The 21,215-nt window shown below is 40.4% G+C and carries 22 protein-coding genes and 1 other RNA gene; 13 read left to right on the forward strand and 10 right to left on the reverse strand.

All coding sequences use genetic code 11. The annotated features are described in order from the left end of the window. Window positions 1–50 precede the first annotated feature (50 nt). The 10 genes from KJA58_RS03045 to ubiE all read left to right on the forward strand — a co-directional run bounded on the left by KJA58_RS03045 (window position 51) and on the right by ubiE (window position 8,289). Window positions 51–725, forward strand: a complete 675-nt coding sequence (locus KJA58_RS03045; protein ID WP_213357987.1) for a DUF502 domain-containing protein — start codon at window positions 51–53, stop codon at window positions 723–725. A 133-nt stretch (window positions 726–858) separates the two neighbouring features. After that, window positions 859–1,023 carry a hypothetical protein gene (locus tag KJA58_RS05195; protein WP_246485716.1) on the forward strand — a complete coding sequence of 55 codons (165 nt, stop codon included), beginning with the start codon at window positions 859–861 and terminating at the stop codon, window positions 1,021–1,023. 16 nt (window positions 1,024–1,039) lie between these two features. Further along, the gene (locus tag KJA58_RS03050; RefSeq protein WP_213357988.1) at window positions 1,040–1,198 is read left to right on the forward strand and encodes a small basic protein; all 159 of its coding nucleotides are present in this window, start codon (window positions 1,040–1,042) and stop codon (window positions 1,196–1,198) included. Between the two features lie 32 nt (window positions 1,199–1,230). Next, complete coding sequence (gene ybeY / locus KJA58_RS03055; protein WP_213357989.1) at window positions 1,231–1,698, forward strand: rRNA maturation RNase YbeY; 468 nt, start codon at window positions 1,231–1,233, stop codon at window positions 1,696–1,698. A gap of 17 nt (window positions 1,699–1,715) precedes the next feature. After that, entirely contained in the window at window positions 1,716–2,879 is a 1,164-nt protein-coding gene (locus KJA58_RS03060) for a transporter associated domain-containing protein (protein ID WP_213357990.1), read from the forward strand. A gap of 232 nt (window positions 2,880–3,111) precedes the next feature. Next, the gene (locus KJA58_RS03065) at window positions 3,112–3,462 is read left to right on the forward strand and encodes an anti-sigma factor antagonist (RefSeq protein ID WP_213357991.1); all 351 of its coding nucleotides are present in this window, start codon (window positions 3,112–3,114) and stop codon (window positions 3,460–3,462) included. Window positions 3,463–3,520: 58 nt separating this feature from the next. After that, window positions 3,521–5,389 (forward strand): DUF3604 domain-containing protein, encoded by a 1,869-nt coding sequence (locus tag KJA58_RS03070; RefSeq protein WP_213357992.1) that lies wholly within the window; start codon window positions 3,521–3,523, stop codon window positions 5,387–5,389. Between the two features lie 240 nt (window positions 5,390–5,629). Further along, window positions 5,630–6,739 (forward strand): CofH family radical SAM protein, encoded by a 1,110-nt coding sequence (locus tag KJA58_RS03075; RefSeq protein WP_425513813.1) that lies wholly within the window; start codon window positions 5,630–5,632, stop codon window positions 6,737–6,739. After that, complete coding sequence (locus KJA58_RS03080; protein ID WP_213357994.1) at window positions 6,736–7,560, forward strand: MqnA/MqnD/SBP family protein; 825 nt, start codon at window positions 6,736–6,738, stop codon at window positions 7,558–7,560. Before KJA58_RS03075 ends, KJA58_RS03080 begins: the two co-directional genes overlap by 4 nt. Window positions 7,561–7,566: 6 nt before the next feature. Next, complete coding sequence (gene ubiE / locus KJA58_RS03085; RefSeq protein WP_213357995.1) at window positions 7,567–8,289, forward strand: bifunctional demethylmenaquinone methyltransferase/2-methoxy-6-polyprenyl-1,4-benzoquinol methylase UbiE; 723 nt, start codon at window positions 7,567–7,569, stop codon at window positions 8,287–8,289. Here the strand turns inward: ubiE and KJA58_RS03090 are convergent. The 4 genes from KJA58_RS03090 to KJA58_RS03105 all read right to left on the reverse strand — a co-directional run bounded on the left by KJA58_RS03090 (window position 8,286) and on the right by KJA58_RS03105 (window position 12,302). Continuing rightward, the gene (locus KJA58_RS03090; RefSeq protein WP_213357996.1) at window positions 8,286–9,308 is read right to left on the reverse strand and encodes a UPF0158 family protein; all 1,023 of its coding nucleotides are present in this window, start codon (window positions 9,306–9,308) and stop codon (window positions 8,286–8,288) included. The genes ubiE and KJA58_RS03090 overlap by 4 nt on opposite strands. A gap of 64 nt (window positions 9,309–9,372) precedes the next feature. Then, on the reverse strand, window positions 9,373–10,155 hold the full coding sequence (gene dapF / locus KJA58_RS03095) for a diaminopimelate epimerase (RefSeq protein ID WP_213357997.1): 783 nt from the start codon (window positions 10,153–10,155) through the stop codon (window positions 9,373–9,375). Window positions 10,156–10,212: 57 nt separating this feature from the next. Beyond that, entirely contained in the window at window positions 10,213–10,794 is a 582-nt protein-coding gene (locus tag KJA58_RS03100) for an ATP-dependent Clp protease proteolytic subunit (RefSeq protein WP_213357998.1), read from the reverse strand. A gap of 14 nt (window positions 10,795–10,808) precedes the next feature. Continuing rightward, window positions 10,809–12,302: a glycine hydroxymethyltransferase gene (locus KJA58_RS03105; protein WP_213357999.1), complete on the reverse strand. Its 1,494-nt coding sequence runs from the start codon at window positions 12,300–12,302 to the stop codon at window positions 10,809–10,811. Between the two features lie 323 nt (window positions 12,303–12,625). Here KJA58_RS03105 and KJA58_RS03110 point away from each other — a divergent pair, with 323 nt between their 5' ends. The 3 genes from KJA58_RS03110 to rnpB all read left to right on the forward strand — a co-directional run bounded on the left by KJA58_RS03110 (window position 12,626) and on the right by rnpB (window position 14,684). Beyond that, window positions 12,626–13,306 (forward strand): uroporphyrinogen-III synthase, encoded by a 681-nt coding sequence (locus tag KJA58_RS03110; protein ID WP_213358000.1) that lies wholly within the window; start codon window positions 12,626–12,628, stop codon window positions 13,304–13,306. A gap of 207 nt (window positions 13,307–13,513) precedes the next feature. Then, complete coding sequence (cdsZ, locus tag KJA58_RS03115) at window positions 13,514–14,275, forward strand: zinc ribbon domain regulatory protein CdsZ (RefSeq protein WP_213358001.1); 762 nt, start codon at window positions 13,514–13,516, stop codon at window positions 14,273–14,275. A gap of 7 nt (window positions 14,276–14,282) precedes the next feature. Then, an RNA gene (rnpB, locus tag KJA58_RS03120) (RNase P RNA component class A) lies at window positions 14,283–14,684 on the forward strand. Between the two features lies 1 nt (window position 14,685). Here rnpB and KJA58_RS03125 read toward each other — a convergent pair. The 6 genes from KJA58_RS03125 to KJA58_RS03150 all read right to left on the reverse strand — a co-directional run bounded on the left by KJA58_RS03125 (window position 14,686) and on the right by KJA58_RS03150 (window position 21,110). Next, window positions 14,686–15,687, reverse strand: a complete 1,002-nt coding sequence (locus KJA58_RS03125; RefSeq protein WP_213358002.1) for a KpsF/GutQ family sugar-phosphate isomerase — start codon at window positions 15,685–15,687, stop codon at window positions 14,686–14,688. 27 nt (window positions 15,688–15,714) lie between these two features. Further along, window positions 15,715–16,926, reverse strand: a complete 1,212-nt coding sequence (locus KJA58_RS03130; RefSeq protein WP_213358003.1) for a dihydrolipoamide acetyltransferase family protein — start codon at window positions 16,924–16,926, stop codon at window positions 15,715–15,717. Window positions 16,927–16,929: 3 nt separating this feature from the next. Next, window positions 16,930–18,177 carry a dicarboxylate/amino acid:cation symporter gene (locus KJA58_RS03135; RefSeq protein ID WP_213358004.1) on the reverse strand — a complete coding sequence of 416 codons (1,248 nt, stop codon included), beginning with the start codon at window positions 18,175–18,177 and terminating at the stop codon, window positions 16,930–16,932. Continuing rightward, complete coding sequence (gene lpxK / locus KJA58_RS03140) at window positions 18,174–19,295, reverse strand: tetraacyldisaccharide 4'-kinase (RefSeq protein WP_213358005.1); 1,122 nt, start codon at window positions 19,293–19,295, stop codon at window positions 18,174–18,176. The genes KJA58_RS03135 and lpxK overlap by 4 nt, the downstream gene beginning before the upstream one ends. A 193-nt stretch (window positions 19,296–19,488) precedes the next feature. Beyond that, complete coding sequence (locus tag KJA58_RS03145; RefSeq protein ID WP_213358006.1) at window positions 19,489–20,298, reverse strand: TrmH family RNA methyltransferase; 810 nt, start codon at window positions 20,296–20,298, stop codon at window positions 19,489–19,491. After that, window positions 20,283–21,110: a class I SAM-dependent methyltransferase gene (locus KJA58_RS03150; RefSeq protein WP_213358007.1), complete on the reverse strand. Its 828-nt coding sequence runs from the start codon at window positions 21,108–21,110 to the stop codon at window positions 20,283–20,285. The genes KJA58_RS03145 and KJA58_RS03150 overlap by 16 nt, the downstream gene beginning before the upstream one ends. Window positions 21,111–21,215 lie beyond the last annotated feature (105 nt).

The raw sequence follows: 21,215 nt of genomic DNA on the forward strand, positions 1-21,215 counted from the left end.
AAGCTACATTAAGACCCTCAACATTCTTATGACTTTTTGGAGAAAACTAAATGCGCAAACATTTTATCACGGGGCTAGTCATCTTGCTTCCCCTAGCAATAACTATCGCCATTGTAGGAGTCATTGTAAACTTTCTGACACAGCCTTTTGTAGGACTGGCATCGAGCTTTTTCGAAAAATTCTCTTTCTATAGTCAACATAGAGCCTTCTTGAGATTTTGCTTACAAATCATACTCCTTTTTGGCCTATTCTTTGTTACCGTTCTTCTAGGCTTTTTAGCTCGTCTGATGGTTTTTAAATCCCTTTTATCCATCTACGACAAAATTCTTCACCGCATCCCCATCATCAAAACTGTCTATAAAGCTGCTCAACAAGTGATGACAACCATCTTTGGATCTCAATCTGGGTCTTTCAAGCAAGTGGTTATGGTACGCTTTCCTTCAGAACATATCCGATGCATCGGATTAGTCTCTGGAGATGCTCCAAATCCTTGTTCCCTCCCAGAAGATAAAGACGATCCCCTGGTTACAGTCTTCATTCCCACTACCCCTAACCCTACTTCCGGTTTTCTTACCGTATTCCCACGATCTACCGTCACTTTCCTAGATATGAAAATTGAAGACGCCTTCAAATATATCATTTCCTGTGGAGTCCTTTGCTCTACTCCAGAATGCTCTTCCCCAGCAACAGAAGAAACCTCAAAAATGAATTTACCTGAAAATTGATCTGAAGAGACCTAGAGCTTGAAAAAATATTACTTAATCTGTTAACCTGCACCTCCGAAGATGGGGATTTTCCCCGAAGGACTGGTGCCTCTTTCCCCGAGGCCTTCATGTTTCAAAATTCAGGTTTGTAGTCATGACAAGAATGAGTAAGCAGGCCAGGCGGAGAGCCGTGTGCCCAAAGAAAAGAAAACCTAAATATGCTATACAACACCCAGCTCCAGCTCCCCGCATTGCGTACAAGGCTCGAGAAAACATTGTAGAAAGCAATGGATTGGTTTTTATCCCAAAAATAGGTTAATTGAAGAGGAATATTTATGTCTCGCCATCCAAGCTATGGAAAGTCCGTAAAAGGAGTAAAGAAGCGTAACGTGTTGAAGCGCTTTGAACGTATAGACATGTTAAAAAAATTAGGAAGATGGAAGAGCGATACAGCTAAGAAAGCTACGGGTCTTCCCAAAACCCCTGTCCTCTAGTATCTTGTTCGAGCAACAACCCGCTTTCTTGCATGAAGGTTTTCGTTTCTAATAGACAAAAGAGTGTTCCCATCTCTTCTCAGTCTGTGAAGCGGGTTGTCGGCTTCGTCATCGAAAACCTCTCCGTTTCTACAGATTTTTTATATGTTCACTTCGTCGGAGAGCGCGCTTTGGCCAAGCTCCATAGTCAATTGTTTAATGACCCCTCCCTTACCGACACCATCACAGTTCCAATAGATGCCCCCGGAGAGCCTTGCTCCCCCCATGTCCTTGGCGAGATTTTTATAGACCCCAAAGCCGCCCAAAGATATCTTTCAAAAAAAGCTAAAGAAATTACCCATGAAGCCTTATATGAAGAAATTACGCGATACCTTGTCCATTCTATCCTCCACCTGGTAGGATATGATGATATCGATCCCAAAGACAGAAAAAGGATGAAAACAAAAGAAAATTTTTACCTGTCCATGCTAAAAGAAGCTGATTTAATCATAAAAGCTTAGCAACAATAGAATCGAACATGCAAACGACTCTAGCTCCAATCCTAGTCCTTTTTCTCCTCTGCTCACTAACAATCTCCAGCAAAGAACCCCCTCTCGCCCTCTTTTCTAACTTTTATAGTAAGTTGTTCCCCACAAAGACAAACACTAACGATTCTTATAACAATATCCTATCAATCTTTTCCGTATCCCTGTACCTCTGCTACCCAATAATTTTGTCGCAAGCTTCCGGAAAAATAAAAAATTTATGGCCCTCTCTTGTTTTAGCCGTATTTTTAGGTTATCTACTCCCCTCCTGGATAGCCCCCTATATCCCCAAAAAAACTAAAAAACTTTTTGTTTTTACAGGGACACTTTGTGCTCTAGTTGCATTGCCCATAAAGAAGTTTCTCTCACTTCTTAATCCTCAACAAATGGAAGAAACTCCTGCGCCTAAGCCTAAAGCTGCTATCACTCAAGAATTTAACCATAAACTCGAAGAAGCTTTAATCTCTTTCGAAGATCTAATCGTTCGCGAAGTTATGGTTCCTAAAATAGATATTTTTGCCCTTCCAGAGGAGACTCCTATTCGGGAAGCTATGGACAAAATCATTAGCGAGGGCTACAGCAGAATCCCTATCTATAAAAAAAGCGTAGACTCCATCACAGGTATAGTTTTAGTTAAGGACCTGTTAACGGTATTGAGAAACTGTCATCCAGAAAAAACCCTTAAGCCACTATCCTCCATAGCTAAACCAGCAATGTTTACTCCAGAAATAAAAAAAGCCACCCTGATGCTTCAAGATTTTCGTCAACAACGCAAACATCTAGCCATCGTCGTTAATGAATACGGGTATACCGAAGGAATTGTCACTATGGAGGATATTATAGAAGAAATCATCGGCGAAATCTCAGATGAACACGACAGCAAAGAAGACCTTCCCTACAGAAAGTCTGGAAATTCTTGGATTGTAGATGGAAGAATGAATATTTCAGACGCTGAAGAACTTTTTCAACTTCATATCGATCATGAAAATAGCTATGACACCCTAGGCGGACATGTTTTTCACAAACTCGGAGCAGTGCCTCAAAAAGGCATGAAATTAAATCATGAGCAGTTTGATATCGAAATTATTAGCTGTTCAGACAGAAGTATCGGGAAATTAAAAATCACTCCCTTAAAAAAATCCTTTCCCGAAGACTAATTACCCCATGCTTTCTGACACAAATTCTTTTCTGAAAGACAAAATCTTTGCTCTATTTTCTTGCTTCAAAAGACTTTTTTTTGAAAATGCCAATAAGAGTATATATTGCTGAACTAAGACATAGCACGCTAACATCCTAAGCGTAGGGACGAAACACACCGTCAACAAGAAGAAACTACCAGAAAGCAAAAATTCGAAAAAATGATCTAGAGGAAAATAAGGAGCCTTGAATATGAGTGACATTCGAAAAGAAACACATGGAAATACAACGGTCTTCTTCCTCGAGGGAAAACTTGATGGAGTTTCCTCCCCCTCCATTCAAAAAGTAATTTCTGAAGAAATCTCCTCAGGAATTAAAAATATTGTACTAGAGTGTAGCAAGCTAGAATACATGTCCAGCGCCGGTATCAGAGTGCTTTTGCAAAGCTATCATCAAGCAGGAAAAAATTCTGGTAAAATAGTGTTAACAACAGTTTCTAAAACTATAGAACAAACGTTGTATGTAACAGGCTTTTTGTCCTATTTTCACATTTACACCTCTCTAGAGGATGCTTTGTCTTCATTAAATAAACAGGAAGATTGAGAAAAACACTTTTCTCCTATATGATCTGCTCCTTGTCTTATCTTAAAATTGTGGTCCTATGCGTAGATCCGTATGTTACGTTGATCCCTCTTCAGCCAGAGCTGGGCAAATATCTACATGGCAGTTTCTTTATAACCCAGCAATGCCTCTACCTAAGGGAACAAGGTTAAGATTTGATCTCCAAAGCTCAGGACGTGTCATTGATTGGGAAGTTCCTACAGCAGATCTGACCTCCCCAAAGAACGTTATCTATGCAAAGGTGCCTTCGGGAAAAATCATTAAAGCCAAACCGGTCAAAATTCCTGGTAAACTCATCCCTCAGTTTGAATTTGTCCTTCCTTCACTAGTCGAGGTTGGCGAAACTGTAACCATCGTTATGGGAGCCAATCCTGAAGGACCAGACGATGACGAACTAGGCAACGGATCTCAGCTCTTTGTCCAAAGAAGAAAGCCTTTTTTATTATACGTGGATACTGGTAACGGAGAGGAAGAAACAGAAGTTTTCTCTATGGATATTCGAGGAAATGTCCTTAAGAAGATCCTCATCTTCACCCCCTCGTATGTCACCAAAAATAAACGTTTCGATATCACTGTTCGATTTGAAGATGAGTTTGGAAATTTAACAAACTTTGCTCCAGAATCTGCGCGCATAGAACTTTCCTACGAACACTTGAGAGAAAATCTCAGTTGGCAACTTTTTATTCCCGAAACAGGCTTTGTAGTTCTTCCCAACCTCTATTTTAATGAAACGGGCATTTACCGAATTAAACTCCGCAATTTGTTAACTGACGAGTGTTTTGTCTCGGCTCCGGTGAAGTGCTTTGCCGATACCAGTCCAAATCTTATGTGGGGATTGCTGCATGGTGAATCAGAAAGATTAGATGCCGAAGAAAATATTGAATCCTGTTTAAGACATTTCAGGGATGAAAAAGCTTTTAACTTCTTTGCATCTTCTTCCTTTGAAGGGACCGAAGGTATTTCTAGTGAGTTGTGGAAGTTAATATCTCAAAATATTTCCGATTTTAACGAAGAAGATCGATTTGTTACCATCCTCGGTTTCCAGTATACAGGAAATACTAAGGAGGAGGGTATTCGTCATATCCTGTCATGCAAAGACAATAAATCTCACACCAAACAACGGGACAACAAACATTTACAGCTCACTAAGTTATATAAAAATTCTTCGCCTAAGGATTTTGTCTCCATTCCATGCTTTACGGCATCAAAAAAATATGGGTACAATTTCGATTCTTTTCACCCAGAGTTTGAGAGAGTTGTAGAAATTTATAACGCTTGGGGAAGTTCAGAGACTACTGCAGCTCAAGGAAATCCTTTCCCCATACGAGGTTATGATACCGAAGAAGAATCTGGGACCATCATTAACGCTTTAAAAAGAAATAAACGTTTTGGTTTCGTTGCTGGAGGGTATGATGACCGAGGTCCCTACTCCGCCTTTTTTGATAATGGCCAGGCACAATATACCCCAGGCTTCACAGGCATTATTTCTGCCAAATATACCCGAGAATCTCTAATGGAAGCTTTGTTTAAGCGCCACTGTTACGCCACCTCAGGACCACGAATCATCCTGGGCTTCCACATAGCTCAAGAACCTATGGGAACTGAACTTTCAACAGCGACAAAACCAGGCCTTATGGTCAATAGACACATTTCTGGATATGTCGCAGGAACAAACAAGTTACAAAAGATCGAAATTATCAGAAATGGTGATGTTTTACATACTTTTTCTCCGCAGGATTCTTTGCAAATGGATTATGAGTATGATGATATGACTGATCTATCTTCCGTAGCCATACTCTCTGATAAAAGTAAACCACCCTTTGTGTTTTACTACCTGCGAGTAACACAAGTGGACGGTGCTATGGCATGGAGCTCTCCAATATGGGTGGATATAGAACATTCTAAGTAAACTTTTTCTCAAAGAGACTTAATCGGAGAAGAAAAGGATGTCCACACTTGTTATGATTCTGTTCTCGTTTATCTTGATCGCCTGCTCCGCCCTTTTCTTATGCGCAGGCATATTATTCTTTGGTAAACCCCTTCCAAAAGGCTGTGACAAAGAGAATTGTTGTCGAAAAAAAAACTGTGAAAATAAACCAGAAAACCTGCATAGTCAACGTCCTGAAAACAAATAATTTTTGGGCAGGCTATTTTGAACAGTGTTACTGGATTGACTCCTCCAGGGATCTTGTGTGAACGGATACTCAATAAAGTAGCCAGCGGAGAGCGTTTGTCTGAGGATGATGTTGTTTCATTATTAACAGTGACCTCCGAAGAAGAAATCTCTTTCATCCAAAATCTTGCAGATAATGTCCGCTATAACAGAGTCGGCGATGTTGTCTTTTTCTCTTCCACGTACTACCTATACCCCACTAATTTTTGCGAGTTCAATTGCTCGTTTTGTGCTTTTTATGCTAAACCAGGGGATGCTAGAGGCTGGTGGCACTCCCCAGAAGAATTACTGGAGTTGATTTCCAAGGTTTCTCAACCTATTTCTGAGGTGCATATCGTTTCTGGATGCCATCCAGAATGTAATTTGTCCTACTTTGAAAAGCTTTTTTCTCTTCTTAGAGAGCACTACCCTAAACTACATCGAAAAGGTCTTACTGCCGTTGAATACGATTATTTAGCTAAACTTCACAATATCGATGTCAAGATAGTCTTAGAAAGACTCCGAGACGCTGGAGTACAAAGCTTACCGGGCGGAGGAGGAGAAATCCTTGTGGATTCTCTCAGACAAACTATCTCTCCAGGAAGGATTTCCTCCGATCGATTTCTAGAAATCCATCAAACGGCACATGAGCTGGGCTTAAGAACCAATGCGACGCTTCTTTTTGATCACATAGAAACACCCCAAAACATCGCCGAACACTTAAAAAAATTAAGGGATCTTCAGGACAAAACACACGGATTCAAAACCTTAGTCCCACTAAAGTTTGCTAATAAAAATAACGCGCTAGGGAAAATCTCTCGTTATAAAAATCGCTCTTCCTTACGGCTCTCTCTGTTGTTTGCTTCTATACGCTTATTTTTAGATAACTTTGATAATATCAAGTCATTATGGAATTACTTAGGTATCGCTGATGCTCTGAAAATGCTAACTTGTGGAGCTAACGATTTTTCTTCCACTCATATCGGAGAACAAGTTTTTCAAATGGCTTCTTCTAAAGATCCTATACGTATGGACATCCCAGGAATGCAGAAATTAATCTCAGAAATAGGTCGCGAACCCTGTCTAGTCAACTCTGAAACAGTATGATTAATATTGGCTTTGTAGATTACATCAATGCTCTACCTCTATACTGCGGCAAAACCCCTTCTTCTCCTACTATCAAATTGCATTTTGGAAAACCTTCGGATCTTTTGAACAATTTTCTTTCGTCGTTCTATCAAAATAAAGATATCTCCTCCCCAGAAGTTATCTTAACAGGTAGTGTTGGAACATTCTTCTCCTCAACATCCTTTTTGCCAAACTATGGTATTGCTGCTTATAAAAATATTCCTAGTGTAAATCTTTACGCTAAATCTTCGCTATTTTCTTTCTCCTCAACGTCCTCCAAAATAGCTGTTACCCATGAAAGTTGTTCCTCTGTAGCTTTATTGCAAGTGCTATGCCATAAACTCTGGAAAATAACTCCTCAAATCATTAGCTCCCAAACAGAAACCCTTTTAAAAAATTATTCTCAATACGATGGAGTTCTTCTAATTGGAGACTCCGCTTTAAAAAACCAAACTCTTGAAGGTTTGACCACTTACGATTTAACTAATTCCTGGTATGAACTTACTAAACTTCCTTTTGTTTTTGCCTGCTTCCTTGTGGCGCCAAATTTCTCTCAAGAAAATCTTTTATCACATTTTCTCGAAACATCTCTCCAATCTTTTGAAAACAATCCGAAACCTATCCTTGAAGAAGCTAAACAGAAATCTCTACTTCCTGAAAACCTTTTGGAGAAATACTACTCTTTCTGCCGATACCGATTGGAAACAGAAGATTTAGTAGGTCTAAAAACTTTTCGAAAGTACTATGAAGAGTTACGTTCTTCCAAAACACTCCGTAAAACATCGCTCATTTTCTCCTAAACTCTCATGACAAAGACCTCTCGGGAAATCCAAACTTTTTTCAAAAGCATAGCTGCTAAGTACGATTTCGTGAATTCATTATTATCTCTAGGAAGACATCATTACTGGAACCATTCCCTTATCCAAGAAATAGATAGCTTTTCTTATAAAGAAAACTATCTAAAAGACCTACATATGCTAGATCTATGTGCGGGCACTGGAGCTATTGCTTTCAAATATTTACTGTCTCACCCAAATGCATCAGCAACATTAATAGATTTTTGCCCAGAAATGTTGGCTATAGCAGAAAATCGAAACCCTCTCCTAGCTTCGAAATGTACAATGATAGAGCAAGATGTTTCTTCTCTTCCCTTTGCAGAAGAATCCATTCCTCTGGTTTCTATGGCTTACGGACTACGCAACTTAAAAAACCCGGAAAAGTGCCTGAAAGAAGTCTTTCGAGTCTTGATCTCCGGGGGATTCTTTTACATGCTGGAATTGACTAAACCAGAAAGCAATCTTATAATAAAAAAAGCTCACAAACTTTTTCTAAAGACCTATGTTCCCCTCGTAGGGAAACTTTTTACTGACAATCCTTCAGCCTACAAACACTTAAGAGAAAGCATAGAAAAACTACCAGAAATACAAGCTATTTCAAAAGCCCTAGAAAAACAAGGCTTTCAGATAAAAAAGATTAGATCTCTTACCATGGGAAGTGCCACAATATGGGTAGCAAAAAAAGCGTCCTAAAGGCTTTTTTTTCTCCCTCTTCGCGATCCAGCGCTCTTCGTAGATTTTTTAGACGGAGAAGATTTCTCTGCTTCATCTTCTTCATCTTCTTCATCATCAAAGAATGATAAACCATCGGAATCAAGATCCCCGCCAGAGTCATACCCCAGCTTAGCAGACAGCTCTTTCAAAGAGGCAAACCTTTCCGATAAATTGGCTAAGTTTAATTGATCTTCTGCTCGAACAGCTCCTCTAAGATGTGCTAAAAACTCTTCTTCTGTATCGAATTTTTCTGAGAAAGTAATCGAAGAAGCCGATGTAATCTCCGGAAGAAACAGAAAACGCCTTGCAGCGGGAGGAACTTGTGTATAGATATCACTAGAAACAGCGGTTTCAGCTTCTACTTTAGCTGTTTGTTTCGGAGGTCTACCCCTTTTCGGGCGAGGATTTAAGGCTTCATTAGAATAATAAACTTTAGCTTTGTTCATCAGAAGTTGACGAGCTTGCGTTATATCTTTTGACACCTTAGCATCAAAAAGATGTACCTTCAACTGCTCTAACGTATCCTTAGAGAAATCCAAGTCTTCTTCAAAGACAAAATGAAACTTATTGTTTCGAAGCCATTCGATAATTCGAATACGAGAACGCTCTAAGTAAAATTGCTGCCACTTCTCTAATTCTGATTCATGATCATATATAAACTCCAAAAACTGCTCCCTAGCATTTTTGGTTTGAAGGATTTCTAGAAACTTTTCTTTAGTATCAATATCATAAATCTTTTCATTAATGAAAGTTTCCATGATTTTCTTAATTTCGTAGAAAGTCAGCTTAGGAATTAAGCAGTACCTGTCTGCATGTGTTTCTATCTCCTCATAGACTTTCTTGAGGTCCTCTTCATCTTTATCTAGGTCGATGTAAAGAATAAATCCCTCTACTCGATCTAAGTAAAAATCCCTCTCATCGTCGGATTTTGAGAAGGCATCCATCAAACGAAGCACTCTTAGCAACAAAGGATTTTGCGGAACAGGATAAGTAGTCATAGGGGTTGGATTATAAAACAAGCATTCTTAGCAATCAAGAAAAGTTCTAGATAAAAAGGGTCTTTTAAACAAGGGCTTTCTCTTCCTCAGGAGCAATTTCTTTAACAGGTCCCGTTAACAAAACTTTTTTTCTATCTTCAGAAAATTCTACGACCAGAACAGCCCCAGATTTTGTTTTAACATAGACTTCATGACCAAGAGGTTGTAAAAACATTGCTGACAAAGCAACCGCTACTGCACCGGTTCCACATGCTAAAGATTCTCTTTCCAGCCCCCTTTCGTACGTAGACACTCGAACTTCCTTATTGCCAATAAACGTTGCAAAGTTAACATTGACCCCTGTAGGAGAAAAAGCATCATGCCAACGAAGTTTTCTTCCGTAATCAAACACTTCTTCATCAGAAAGAACGTTAGGTAAAAATACGACTAAATGAGGAACTCCCGTATTCAAGTAAAACATACGGCTCTCCGGGAAAAAACTCCTACCAAGAGAGACTGGACGAAATCTCCAATCCTCTCTGGTCATGTCGACAGTTACTTTCCCCGAAGAAGACACCAAAGCTTTGTAAATACCAGAAGAAGTCTCTACACTTACCTCGGATAGTCCTCGTTGATTTGCTACATGAAAAACCAGGCAGCGCAAACCATTTCCGCACATCTCCGCCAAAGATCCATCACTATTGAAGATACGGACTCGCACATCTGCAAAAGAGGACTTTGATAAAACTAGAAGACCGTCAGTCCCTACGGTTCTGCTTAAAAGAGAACCTTCTTCATCAGAAAGATCCTCTTCACAAATAGTAAAGGTATTCCCTGCCCCCGAATATTTTCTGTAAGAACCGTTCATAAGCTAGAAAACCTATCCTCCACCCAAAACGGGACAGTATTTTTTCTAAAAAACAACTTACAAATCGTTAAAAGAAAACAACACGCCATCTAAAAGTCCAAAGTCTTTGGCTTCATCAGCCGTCATCCATGTGTCCCGATCGATAGCTTTCTCTATAACATCTCTAGGTTGTTTGGTCGCCTTCTCATAAAGATCTACCAAACGAGCTTTAGTTTTCAAAATCTCTCTCGCGTGAATATCTAAGTCCGTAGCCTGCCCAGTTATAGCTCCACCAATAGATGGCTGATGAATCATAATACGAGCATTGGGAGTTGCAAAACGGCGGCCGGGTTCTGCACACAGACTCAAGACAGAACCCATAGACGCCGCAAGCCCCGTAACTACAGTAGTAACAGGAGAAGTAATCATTTTTATCTGATCCCAAACAGCAAAACCAGCATCTACTGACCCCCCAGGACTATTAATAACAAAAGTAATAGGCTTCCCAGGATCCATCATTTCAAGAAACCAGAGTTTTCTGATTGCTTCCGAAGAGCTTTTTTCCGTTACAGGCTCGCAAAAAAAGATACGTCTCGACTCCAAAATTTTGCGCTCAATAACGTCTCGCAAATTATGAAAAGATTCTTCGTTGGAAGGCATAAATTTTTTTCTCCTTACTGTTCAAGAACGCTAAGATCTATTTCTGGATACAACGGGAACCGGGATAACAAATCGAGAACCCGTGATTTAGCTTCCTGACTGATGTTATCTGGAAGCTCCCCAAATTTCTTCTTACTGTTACCGTCGACATTATGTTTCACAACAATATTTCGCAACACTTTAACGAGAATATCTGCTATTTCGTGCATCTCATGAACTCCCATTCCGAGAGTTGTCAAAGCAGAGGTTCCCAAACGAATACCTGAAGTATCCCATTTACCAGGCTGATCCGTTGGAATAGAGTTCCTGTTAACAGAAATACCTACAGCTCCCAAAATATCCTCAGCAATTCTTCCTGTAAGGCCTATTGCGGAAACATCAATGAGAACCATGTGATTGTCTGTTCCACCCGTTAACAATCGTAACCCTCCAGCCATTAACCTGTCAGCCAAAGCTCTGGCATTTTCCACAACTGCATGAGCATATTTTTTGAAGTCCACAGATAAGGCCTCTTTAAGAGCCACAGCCTTTGCTGCGATTACATGAGGCAAGGGACCTCCCATCATCATGGGGCAAGCTTTATCTAAAGTAGAGGCAAAAGCCGCCTTGGCCAATACTAAACCGCCTCGAGGGCCTCTTAAGGTTTTGTGAGTTGTAGTTGTTAAGATATCTGCATAGGGCACAGGGTTTTCCCCTCCAGAGAACACTCCCCCAGCAACCAATCCTGCAAAGTGTGCTATATCTGCAATGAGAACGGCCCCCACGTCATCTGCTATTTGTCTAAGGATAGAAAAATCTAATCGACGCGGATAAGCTGAATAACCTGCAATAAAAATCTTAGGTTTAACTTCTTTTGCTCTACGAGCTATATCATCGTAATCAAATCGTTCCGTTTCCAGGTTTACGCCGTAACATCTGCATTTTACAAGCTTAGAAATAATATTTAATCTCACATCTCCGTGAGTTAAATGTCCTCCAGAGTTCATAGAGGGGCCTAAACATACGACATCTGTCAATTCTTTGCGCAAACTGTCATACTCTTCTTCAGAAAGATTATTTATCGTCTTATACCCCATTCTGGAAACGATTTCCCCCTGAACCCTATCATTTAAAATAGCCATGACAGCAAGTAGATTCGCATCTGCTCCACAATGTGGTTGCACAGAAGCGTATTCTGCGCCAAACAATTCTTTAGCAGTTTCCGCACAATCCCACTCAATGGCATCAACATTTTCGCAGCAAGAATAGAAACGTCTAAAAGGACTACCTTCTGAATACTTGTCCGTCAACAAATTTCCCATAGCCAACTGCACGGAAATTGAAGAGTAATTTTCAGAAGCTATAAGTTTCAATCGAGATCTCTGAGCCTTTAACTCATCAATAATTTTCTTCCCTATAGAAGGGACGTGCTGCAACAGATGATCTAAGGAGGCTAAATAAGCCACTGCGGCCATTTTATCTTTAGGAATAGATCCTTTATCAAAAAAATTTCTCAAGAGAGTAGACATATTTCAACCTCCAAAGCGAATAAAAACAAAAAAAACACCAACACCCCACAGAGAAAGAATCTAGAAGCAGATCCATCTTTTAAAGGAAACCAAAAACCATACTGAAGAGGAGACCCCCTCAACAGAAAGCTTCTACAACTCAAATCCCTTCGATCTAAACCAAGAACTTAGCACCCAGGCGCCAGATTGGAGCATCTTACTGCATATTCTTTTGGATTTGCAAACAAAAAATAGTGACCTTTAGTTCTAATTTTTATTCCAAAAATTTTAACGCTTAGCTTTAATCCAGAGCCGAAAAAGAAAGGTGTTTACTGCAATCCACTATGAAAAAAATTTCTTCCCCAAACAACCGATCCCGAAAAAAACTATACCTAGGACAAAATCGACACACAGCCTCTTCATTGGGAGCAGATTTTTTCCCCATTCTATCTGTAAAAAAAATGTCCGCATCCTCGCCAAAAATCCGCCATCTCTTCAAAAGCATCCCCTCTTCCACACATGTGCTTATAACAAGTCCTTCTTCAGCAAAAATCTTCGCAAAGACAGCCTTATCCTTTGGATACCGACGACACCTAAAAAAACTTCATTATCTGTCCATAGGACATGTTACTTCTCAAACTTTAAGAACCTACATCTCCCCCTCTCTTTCAATTGAAGAATCTGAAGCTCCTTTAGCAGAAAGTCTAGCCTTACTGATACCTTCTCTTCCTTCTGATTCTATGGTCCTCTACCCTTCTTCTTCACTAGCTAGGAATCTTCTTTTGAACACATTAATTTCCAATAAAACACTACATAAACACTGTTTTCTTTATAGAATGATTCCAAACAAACTCCCTCAACATTATTTGAATCATTATGAAGAATTCTTATTTACAAGCCCATCCGGAGTGAGAGCATACGCCAAACAGCACCCGTTTATGGAAAAAAAATCATATTCTTGCATTGGAGAAATTACTGCCCAAGAGCTTCTAAAATATTGCAGCAAAGTTTCCTTCTTTAATTAAAAAAAAATTTGCACCCCAGTCTCCTTCTTAAAGGCAAAAGAAAAGATTTTTTTACACCCAAAAGTTCGAAAAAGCCTCTTTACTTCTTAGAGGAAAAGCGTTAAATTAATCCTTTCTCTGCTCCACCACAATTGGTGGGCGAGGTTTTCGCGCGACGGCGCAACCTCTAATTTATCGCTAAGCTAGCTTATTTTGAAAGGAAGGAACATGCAAGACGCTTTTCAAGTCATTCTCAACATCCAAGAACTTGATATCAAAATGATCCGTCTCATGCGAGTAAAACAAGAACATCGCAAAGAGCTCTCAAAAGTCCAGTCCTTAAAGACAGATATTCGGAGAAAAGTTTCAGAAAAAGAAGAGGAAGTCTCTATTCTTCGAGAAAAGATTAGAGAAGGCGAGGCTCGTATTCAGGAAGTTTCTGAACAAATTAATAAGTTAGAAAGCCAGCAGGCTGCCGTGAAGAAAATGGATGAGTTCAATGCGCTCACTCAAGAAATGACTAATGCTAGCAAAGAGCGTCGCGCCCTTGAACATCAGGTCAGCGACTTAATGGACAAGCAAGCTGCTGTCGAAGATCTTGTAGTATCTCTAAGAGAGAGCTTACATTCCACAGAATCAAGCAGCGAGGCCATCGAAAAAGAAATAACTGAAAGCATCCGAAAAATTAACGAAGAAGGCCGCTCTCTTCTGGAACAACGGTCTGAGCTAACCCAGCAGAGCAACCCAGAATTGTTTAAAATTTACGAGCGTTTATTAAAGAATAAATTAGACAGGGTCATCGTGCCTATAGAGAATCGTGTGTGCAGCGGGTGTCATATTGTCCTCACCCCTCAGCATGAAAATCTTGTAAGAAAAAAAGATCGCTTAATTTTTTGTGAACATTGCTCTCGAATTCTTTACTGGCAGGAATCTTCGGAAAATCTTCAAGAGGGTACAACAAAACGTCGTCGTCGAAAAGCTACTGTTTAAAAGTTATCGGAAGAGAAAGGCAATCGCTGCTCCTAAAGGAGGCCTCTAGCCTCATTATATGGAGGAGAGGAAAGTCTGGACTTCATAAGAGAGGATACCAGAGAAATTCTGGGGACCGTAAGGTTACGGAAAGTGCAACAGAAAATATTCCGCTTTTGGCGATTCTTTCGCTAATAAGACAGGCTGAAAATTCTGATTTTAAGAGTCAGAGGCACTAAGGCAACTTGGTGTGCGTGTAAACCCTATCCGAAGCAAGGGAGGAGGTTTTTGTTTCTGCAAAGACTTGCCTAGGTGAGCGAACCTCCAAAGATCGCTTGAGGAATTCGGCGACGGATTCCCTAGATGAATGATTGCCCTTAGAAGGCTTTGCCTTCTTTGACAGAATCCAGCTTACTCTCTCTTCCGAATTTTTATAGTAAAAGTCCTTGGCGAGCTAAGGTATGCATATGAAGAAGCCCTACCACTCGACGAGTTTTTAAGGAGTCTACTACAGGCAGCACTGTAACGGGGGATCCAGCCTCCATATCTTCCAAAGCGTCATGTATAGAAGCTTCACCCAATACTAAACGAGGATTGCTAGTCATAACACTTGTTATAGGAAGATCAAGAAAGTCCTTTTCTTTCTCTTTCAAAGTCCTTCGTAAATCCCCATCAGTAAAAATACCTTCTAAAATCCCTTCGGAGCTTAAAATAAGCACACAACCAAATCCTCCCAAAGAAATAATCTCTAAAACATCGCGTACAGAGCAATTTGCAGTACAAGTAGGGACACAAGACAATGGAGACATAATATCCTCTACCTTTACATTAGCACGGAGCCCAATGGTTCCTGCTGGGTGATTGTTTCCATAATCTTCGAAAGACAGTTTCCGAACTCGAGCAATTGTCGCAGCCAAAAAGTCTCCTAACAAAAGTTGATATTGAGTAGAAGTTGTTGGCGCTAAATTAAAAGCATCTATCTCTTTTGCAGATGGAAGAACTATCACAGAGTTCGCAAGAAAAGCCATTCTAGAGTAAGCCCCGGAAGTGACGACAAAAACCTCACAGCCCTTATTTTGAAAATAAGGCACTTGTTTTACTAGCTCCTCCGTCTCACCACTATTGGAAAGTAATACGACAATATCACCCTCACGAATAACACCAAGATCTCCGTGAAGAACATCTCCTGCATTCAAAAAAAAAGCTCTTTCGCCAAAAGACTGAAAAGTAGCTGCAATCTTTCGAGCGATAAATCCGCTTTTGCCGACACCAGAAAAAAATATGTTCCCCGAACTACCTAATATTTTTTCTATTAACGGCAAGGCGAAGTTGAAATCGAAGGAGGAGAAAAAAACATCCATTCCCAACTTTTGCAAGGACAGAACTTCTTTCATAACTAGATAACAACATTCCACTCCTCGGCTTTCAAACATCCATCATCCCTGCATAGCGATTTCTCACTAGCTAATCGTAACAGACTCCATACGATTTTTCAATGCAGTTAGAAATTCGCTTCCATAGATGCCATCAATAACCCTATGATCGAAAGTCAGTGTGATGTACATCATCTTTCTAATAGCCAATGAGTCATCTTCCTTAACAACGACTCGTTTCTGTATGGTTCCAACGCCTAAAATTGCTATTTCTGGATAATGTATTATAGGCATGCCTATAAGAGCCCCTGTCATTCCAAAGTTCGTTAAGGTAACACTACCACCTTGCACTTCAGAAAGGTCCAGCTTGTTCGCTCGAGCTCTTGAAGAAAGATCGGCTAGCGTTTTTGCTATGCTTACAAGATCTCTCTCCTGACAATTCCTAATAACAGGAATAACCACACCTTCTTTATTCAGGTTAACGGCAATCCCCACATTGACAGATTTCTTGACAATGATGGTATCTCCTTCCATGGCTCCATTTAACAGAGGAAACTGCTGCAAAGTTTTTGTCAAACACTGAACTATAAAGCTTGTAACTGTTAACTTAACTCCATGGGTCTCTAAGAAACGATTTTTCTCTTCGGCTATTAAATTAACCATACCAGTGACGTCAACATCCACAACTAAAGAAGCATGAGGAACTTCATCTGAGGCTTTTACTAAAGAAGAAGCTATAGCCCTCCTTAGAGGCGATAGAGGAATACGACTTTCCCCTGAAACAGGCGTACTACAAATATCTGCTCTTTTTTGATCCTTGGAGAGAAGATATTTTTCCAGGTCCTTTCTCGTAATTCTTCCATCTATTCCTGTTCCAATAATGTTTTTGATCTCTTCTAGATCAATTCCGGATCTCTCGGCTAAACTTAGCACTGCTGGAGAAAACCAAGCAGATGTTCCTTTTCTTCGGACAAATCTCGGATGTTTTGGTTCGGGTAACTTGTGATCGTTGCTCTCAACTTCGATAGACTTATCATTAAAATCTTCCTTCGACTCCGAAGGAAGTTCTTCTATGTGAGCAAGAACTTCCGAAACAGAAACTTCTTTGCCTTCCTTAGCAAGAATGGCCACAAGCTTTCCTGAAACAGGAGAAGGAAGTTCTGTAGCGATCTTATCTGTAGAAACTTCTACCAGAGGCTCATCGGCAGAAACACTATCCCCCTCTTGCTTAAACCACCGAACCACAATACCTCCTGCGGAGGTCTCTCCTATTTTGGGAAACTTGAACAAGAAAACCATACGTTACTGTCCTTCAGCCAAGCCTATCATTTCAGATTCTCGAGCTTCTTTCGATTTCAACGTGGCTCTCTCTTGATCTTTTTCTCCTGTATGTACACAAGTCGCAACCACTGCATCTCCTAAAATATTCATTGGGGTACCTACAATGTCCCTTAATCTATCGATCCCGGCTAAAATAGCCACCCCCTGAACAGGAAGGCCTACAGAAGCGAGAACCGAGCTAAGGGTGATCATGCCTCCACCGGGAACCCCTGCACTTCCAACAGCAGAAAACGTTGCTGTAATCACTAACATCACCAGGCTGTAAAAAGATAGGGAAAAGCCATATACCTGAGCAATAAATACTGCTGCCATACCTTGAAAAATAGCGGTTCCATTCATGTTGACTGTGGCTCCTAGAGGCAAAACGAATCCCGTTATTTCTTTAGAGACTCCTATGCGATCAGAAACACATCTCATAGTAACGGGAAGCGTGGCAGAGCTACTTGCTGTGGAAGCAGCGCAAACAATGGCATCCATCATCCCTCGCAAAAAGCCCAAAAAGGAACTCCCGCAGCGGAAGCGTATTAAACTGCCGAAAACTAAAACTGCGTGAACAAAACAAGCTAAATAAAAGACAGCCAGAAATTTCCCTAGCTGTAATAAAATATTGATGCCGTGTATCCCAGATATCCAGGCCATAGACGCTGCTACACCAAAGGGAGCAAATTCCATAACCAAATTTATCATTTGCAACATAACCTCTGAGACACTATTGAAGAACTTCTCTAAAGCAATTCCCTTATCTCCTGCAAGTCGGATAGAGATTCCTAAGAATAAGGAGAAGATAATGATTTGCAAGATATTCCCTTCAACAAAAGACTTAACTGGATTCGAAGGGAAAAGATTGACGATGATGTCAGATACTTTAGCATTTGACTTCGGAGCAACCCAGGAAGTCACTTCGTCTATCAAGCAACCACTTCCAGGCTTGAAAAGAATAGCAAAAAACAAACCTATAGCTATGGCTACAGCTGTTGTTAAAAGATAAAGCCCTAAACTTTTCACTCCTATTCGACCTAATTTTTTAAGATCACTTATAGAAGCAATTCCGACAACCATAGAGGCGAATACTAGTGGATACACCACCATGCTTAAGAGATTTAAAAAAACATCTCCCACAGGTTTTACTAATACGGCTTTATCGCCAAAGACTAGTCCAGAAGCAACTCCAACTAGCAAACCTATTAGTATTTTCATCCATAATTTCATCTTTTTCTCCTTTCGCATAAGCGACAGATTTTATTAAGGAGGTCGTTTAAAACTTCTTGATTCCCGCCAACAACAGCTCGCGAGCAAATCACCCCTATCGGAAGTAAATTTTTTTCTCCAGAAAGGTCTGGCATCTTAACGAAATCCTTTTCAGTACAAAGTAAAATCTCACCCTTACGTAAAGCTGTCTTTGCTGATAAAAATCGCAACTCTTTCATGGTGATAGCAGCGTGATCTGGAAGAATATATCTAGCCAAGACCTTCACTCCGCTCTCTTCTACCGTACGAACAAAGCTTTCCGGAGAACCCAGGCCACAAAAAACTCCCGCACCCACGCCTTCTAACAGACTTGCCCCCTTATCAGGGAAACAGCCGTGCACTATTAAAAGCTTATCAAAAACTTGCCTGAAATAGATCTTAGGGACGGTTTTAAAACTCTCTAGCGAACAAGAAGCCTCTTTCAAATTCTTGCCATTAATGGCTATTAAATCCGCAGACTTCAGAACATTCGGACGATCCCTTAGCAGCCCTTTTGGAAAAAACTTTCCACCTCCCAGAGGATCTTCTCCTCTAACAACAACAATGTTTGCCTGCTTCTTTAAAGGGAGATATTGTAACCCATCATCAAGGATAGCTACATCGCACCCCAATTCTTCTGCCTTTTTGACCGAAAGCAGGCGATTCTTTCCTATGATTACAAAGCCATTTGCAATCTTTTGCGATAACATAAGGGGCTCATCTCCCACCTCTTTAGCCGTGTGTAGTGAGGGATTCACTAACACAGATTTCGACCTAGAAGATAACTTCCCTTTATAACCCCTAGATAAAACAGCGCACTGCAACCCTTTAGAATGAAAAAATTCTAAAAGATAGACCACTATCGGGGTTTTTCCTGTTCCTCCAACAGCAATGTTTCCTACCGAGACAACAGGAATGCCTGCCGTCACTTTTCTTTTGAACGTGAAGACAAGTTTGTGAAGTCTGGAGCAGAAAGCAAATATTGAAGAAAGAACCGTAGTAAATATCGAAGACCTCCTCTTGAGCAACCGCAAACTTAACGCACGGTAAATCATGAATACGGAAGAAGGAAAATCTTTACTTACATTCTTCGGAGTCACTCGTAATTACCTCCCAAATCAGAAAGCCCTTGTTCGGATGACCGAACAAGACCCAGTCGACCAATTTTCCGAAATAGGAAGATTCCGCTTCGTTAAGCATCTCAAAAAAAACATTAAGGATCAAGAGAGAAAAATTTAATTTACAAAACGCAAAAAACAGAACAAATAGAATAAAGTAAAAAATAATTTTTAATTACAAACCTCTTTGACGAACAACTTCGTAACAAATTAATGTAGCAGACATCGCTAAATTTAATGAATCCACCGATCCTACCATGGGAATGACCGCCTTAAAGCAAGGAGCCTCTAACCAAAAAGACGTTACCCCATCCTTTTCTGAGCCAAACACTAAAACCGTCGGCAAAGCATAATCATAAGAAAGATAACTCTGCTCTGCTGCGGGAGTGGTTACTACAATTTGACACCCCATATTTCGAAACACATCGAAAGCCTCTTTCGAAGTCGCTCGCCATATAGGAACAGTAAAACAAGTCCCTAAAGAAGCTCTAATAACATTAGGGTTATATAAATCCAAAGGTGAATCACAAATCACAACACCGTCAACACCTACAGCATCTGCCGAGCGAAGAATAGCTCCAAAATTACCAGGCTTCTCTACCCCCTCTATCAAAAGGTAAAAAGGGATTTTCTGCTTCTTTCTTTGAAAAAATTCTGCCTTTGATAAAAACTTTTCCTTCGCTATAGCTATAACCTTGTCCCCACCATCTTTATAAGCTATAACCTCCATAACATTGGGCGTGCAGTTGACCACCTCAATACCTTGCCCTACTTTATTCAACCAACTGCGATCACTTTCTGTTAAGGCATTCTTATCAACAAATAGAGCCTTAACAACTATTCCAAAAGCTATAGCTTTTTCAACTTCTCGAATTCCCTCTATGAGAAACTCTCCCATCTCCTTCCGTAGACGACTTTTTTTTCGAAGCCCAAGGATTTGTTTAATTTTGACGTTGTTCTTAGAAGTAATTAAAATCTCTTCCATGCAGCAAAACACCCAGAGGGAACTCTATCAAACCCCTCTCCTATAAAACTTTCTCCAGAGAAAAAATGCCCTTCCCTACAGACAGAACTCCGCACCAACCTCTCTATTAGAGCAGGCGTGTGACCTGGAGTGTGCGAAGAGGCTAACAATAAATTTGCTCTCGAAGATAGTAGCCGATTACAGATCCTCAAGAGAGGAAAAAAATGTTCGTCTATCCGAAAAATCTCTTTGTTCGTACCTCTTCCATATGTCGGCGGATCCAAAATTATCACATCGTAAACACTACCTCGACGAATCTCCTTCTTTAAAAAGGAAAAAACATCTTCTATAACCCAGAAGATTTTTTTTTCTGCAAAGCAGTTCTTCGCATAATTTCTCTCTGCCCAACGAACTGCGGCTTTAGAAGCGTCTACGTGTCTAACAGAAGCTCCATGACGAGCAAAAAACAGCGATGCGGCTCCCGTGTACGCGAATAAGTTCAGCACACGACAATCTCCCTTTCCTACGACCGCTTCAGAAAACAACGACCAAAATCCCATATGTTCGGGGAAAAATCCCAAATGACCAAACGGCGTACACTTCAACTCAAAATTAAGACCTCCAACCCGAAAATCCCATTCAGGATCCCCCCTTTGAGAAATGTTCCAAATGCCTTGTTCTCCGCTCCTAATAAACTCAGCAAACACCTGCCCTTTCCACAGAGATGGTTTGGATTTTGGCCAAATTGCAGCAGGGCATGGGCGAACAATCACCTTAGAGCCAAACCTTTCTAACTTTTTACCTTCTCCGCTATCTAAGAGGCAATATCCCACGTTTACTTTGAATCCTCCTCAAAAAACGAATCCTTCACCAAAGGGATGAAATGGTAACAATTTCTCCCAAAACCCGCAATTTATTGAAAAAGATCCGCCATTTGA

It is taken from the genome of Chlamydiifrater phoenicopteri (assembly GCF_902807005.1).
GTDB classification, from domain to species: domain Bacteria; phylum Chlamydiota; class Chlamydiia; order Chlamydiales; family Chlamydiaceae; genus Chlamydiifrater; species Chlamydiifrater phoenicopteri.

Excerpts from the sequence above, each read along its gene's own strand:
- KJA58_RS03045 (WP_213357987.1), top strand. The coding sequence starts at position 51 with ATGCGCAAACATTTTATCACGGGGCTAGTCATCTTGCTTCCCCTAGCA.
- KJA58_RS05195 (WP_246485716.1), top strand. The coding sequence starts at position 859 with ATGACAAGAATGAGTAAGCAGGCCAGGCGGAGAGCCGTGTGCCCAAAG.
- KJA58_RS03050 (WP_213357988.1), top strand. The coding sequence starts at position 1,040 with ATGTCTCGCCATCCAAGCTATGGAAAGTCCGTAAAAGGAGTAAAGAAG.
- ybeY (WP_213357989.1), top strand. The coding sequence starts at position 1,231 with ATGAAGGTTTTCGTTTCTAATAGACAAAAGAGTGTTCCCATCTCTTCT.
- KJA58_RS03060 (WP_213357990.1), top strand. The coding sequence starts at position 1,716 with ATGCAAACGACTCTAGCTCCAATCCTAGTCCTTTTTCTCCTCTGCTCA.
- KJA58_RS03065 (WP_213357991.1), top strand. The coding sequence starts at position 3,112 with ATGAGTGACATTCGAAAAGAAACACATGGAAATACAACGGTCTTCTTC.
- KJA58_RS03070 (WP_213357992.1), top strand. The coding sequence starts at position 3,521 with ATGCGTAGATCCGTATGTTACGTTGATCCCTCTTCAGCCAGAGCTGGG.
- KJA58_RS03080 (WP_213357994.1), top strand. The coding sequence starts at position 6,736 with ATGATTAATATTGGCTTTGTAGATTACATCAATGCTCTACCTCTATAC.
- ubiE (WP_213357995.1), top strand. The coding sequence starts at position 7,567 with ATGACAAAGACCTCTCGGGAAATCCAAACTTTTTTCAAAAGCATAGCT.
- KJA58_RS03090 (WP_213357996.1), bottom strand. The coding sequence starts at position 9,308 with ATGACTACTTATCCTGTTCCGCAAAATCCTTTGTTGCTAAGAGTGCTT.
- dapF (WP_213357997.1), bottom strand. The coding sequence starts at position 10,155 with ATGAACGGTTCTTACAGAAAATATTCGGGGGCAGGGAATACCTTTACT.
- KJA58_RS03100 (WP_213357998.1), bottom strand. The coding sequence starts at position 10,794 with ATGCCTTCCAACGAAGAATCTTTTCATAATTTGCGAGACGTTATTGAG.
- KJA58_RS03105 (WP_213357999.1), bottom strand. The coding sequence starts at position 12,302 with ATGTCTACTCTCTTGAGAAATTTTTTTGATAAAGGATCTATTCCTAAA.
- KJA58_RS03110 (WP_213358000.1), top strand. The coding sequence starts at position 12,626 with ATGAAAAAAATTTCTTCCCCAAACAACCGATCCCGAAAAAAACTATAC.
- cdsZ (WP_213358001.1), top strand. The coding sequence starts at position 13,514 with ATGCAAGACGCTTTTCAAGTCATTCTCAACATCCAAGAACTTGATATC.
- KJA58_RS03125 (WP_213358002.1), bottom strand. The coding sequence starts at position 15,687 with ATGTTTGAAAGCCGAGGAGTGGAATGTTGTTATCTAGTTATGAAAGAA.
- KJA58_RS03130 (WP_213358003.1), bottom strand. The coding sequence starts at position 16,926 with ATGGTTTTCTTGTTCAAGTTTCCCAAAATAGGAGAGACCTCCGCAGGA.
- KJA58_RS03135 (WP_213358004.1), bottom strand. The coding sequence starts at position 18,177 with ATGAAATTATGGATGAAAATACTAATAGGTTTGCTAGTTGGAGTTGCT.
- KJA58_RS03145 (WP_213358006.1), bottom strand. The coding sequence starts at position 20,298 with ATGGAAGAGATTTTAATTACTTCTAAGAACAACGTCAAAATTAAACAA.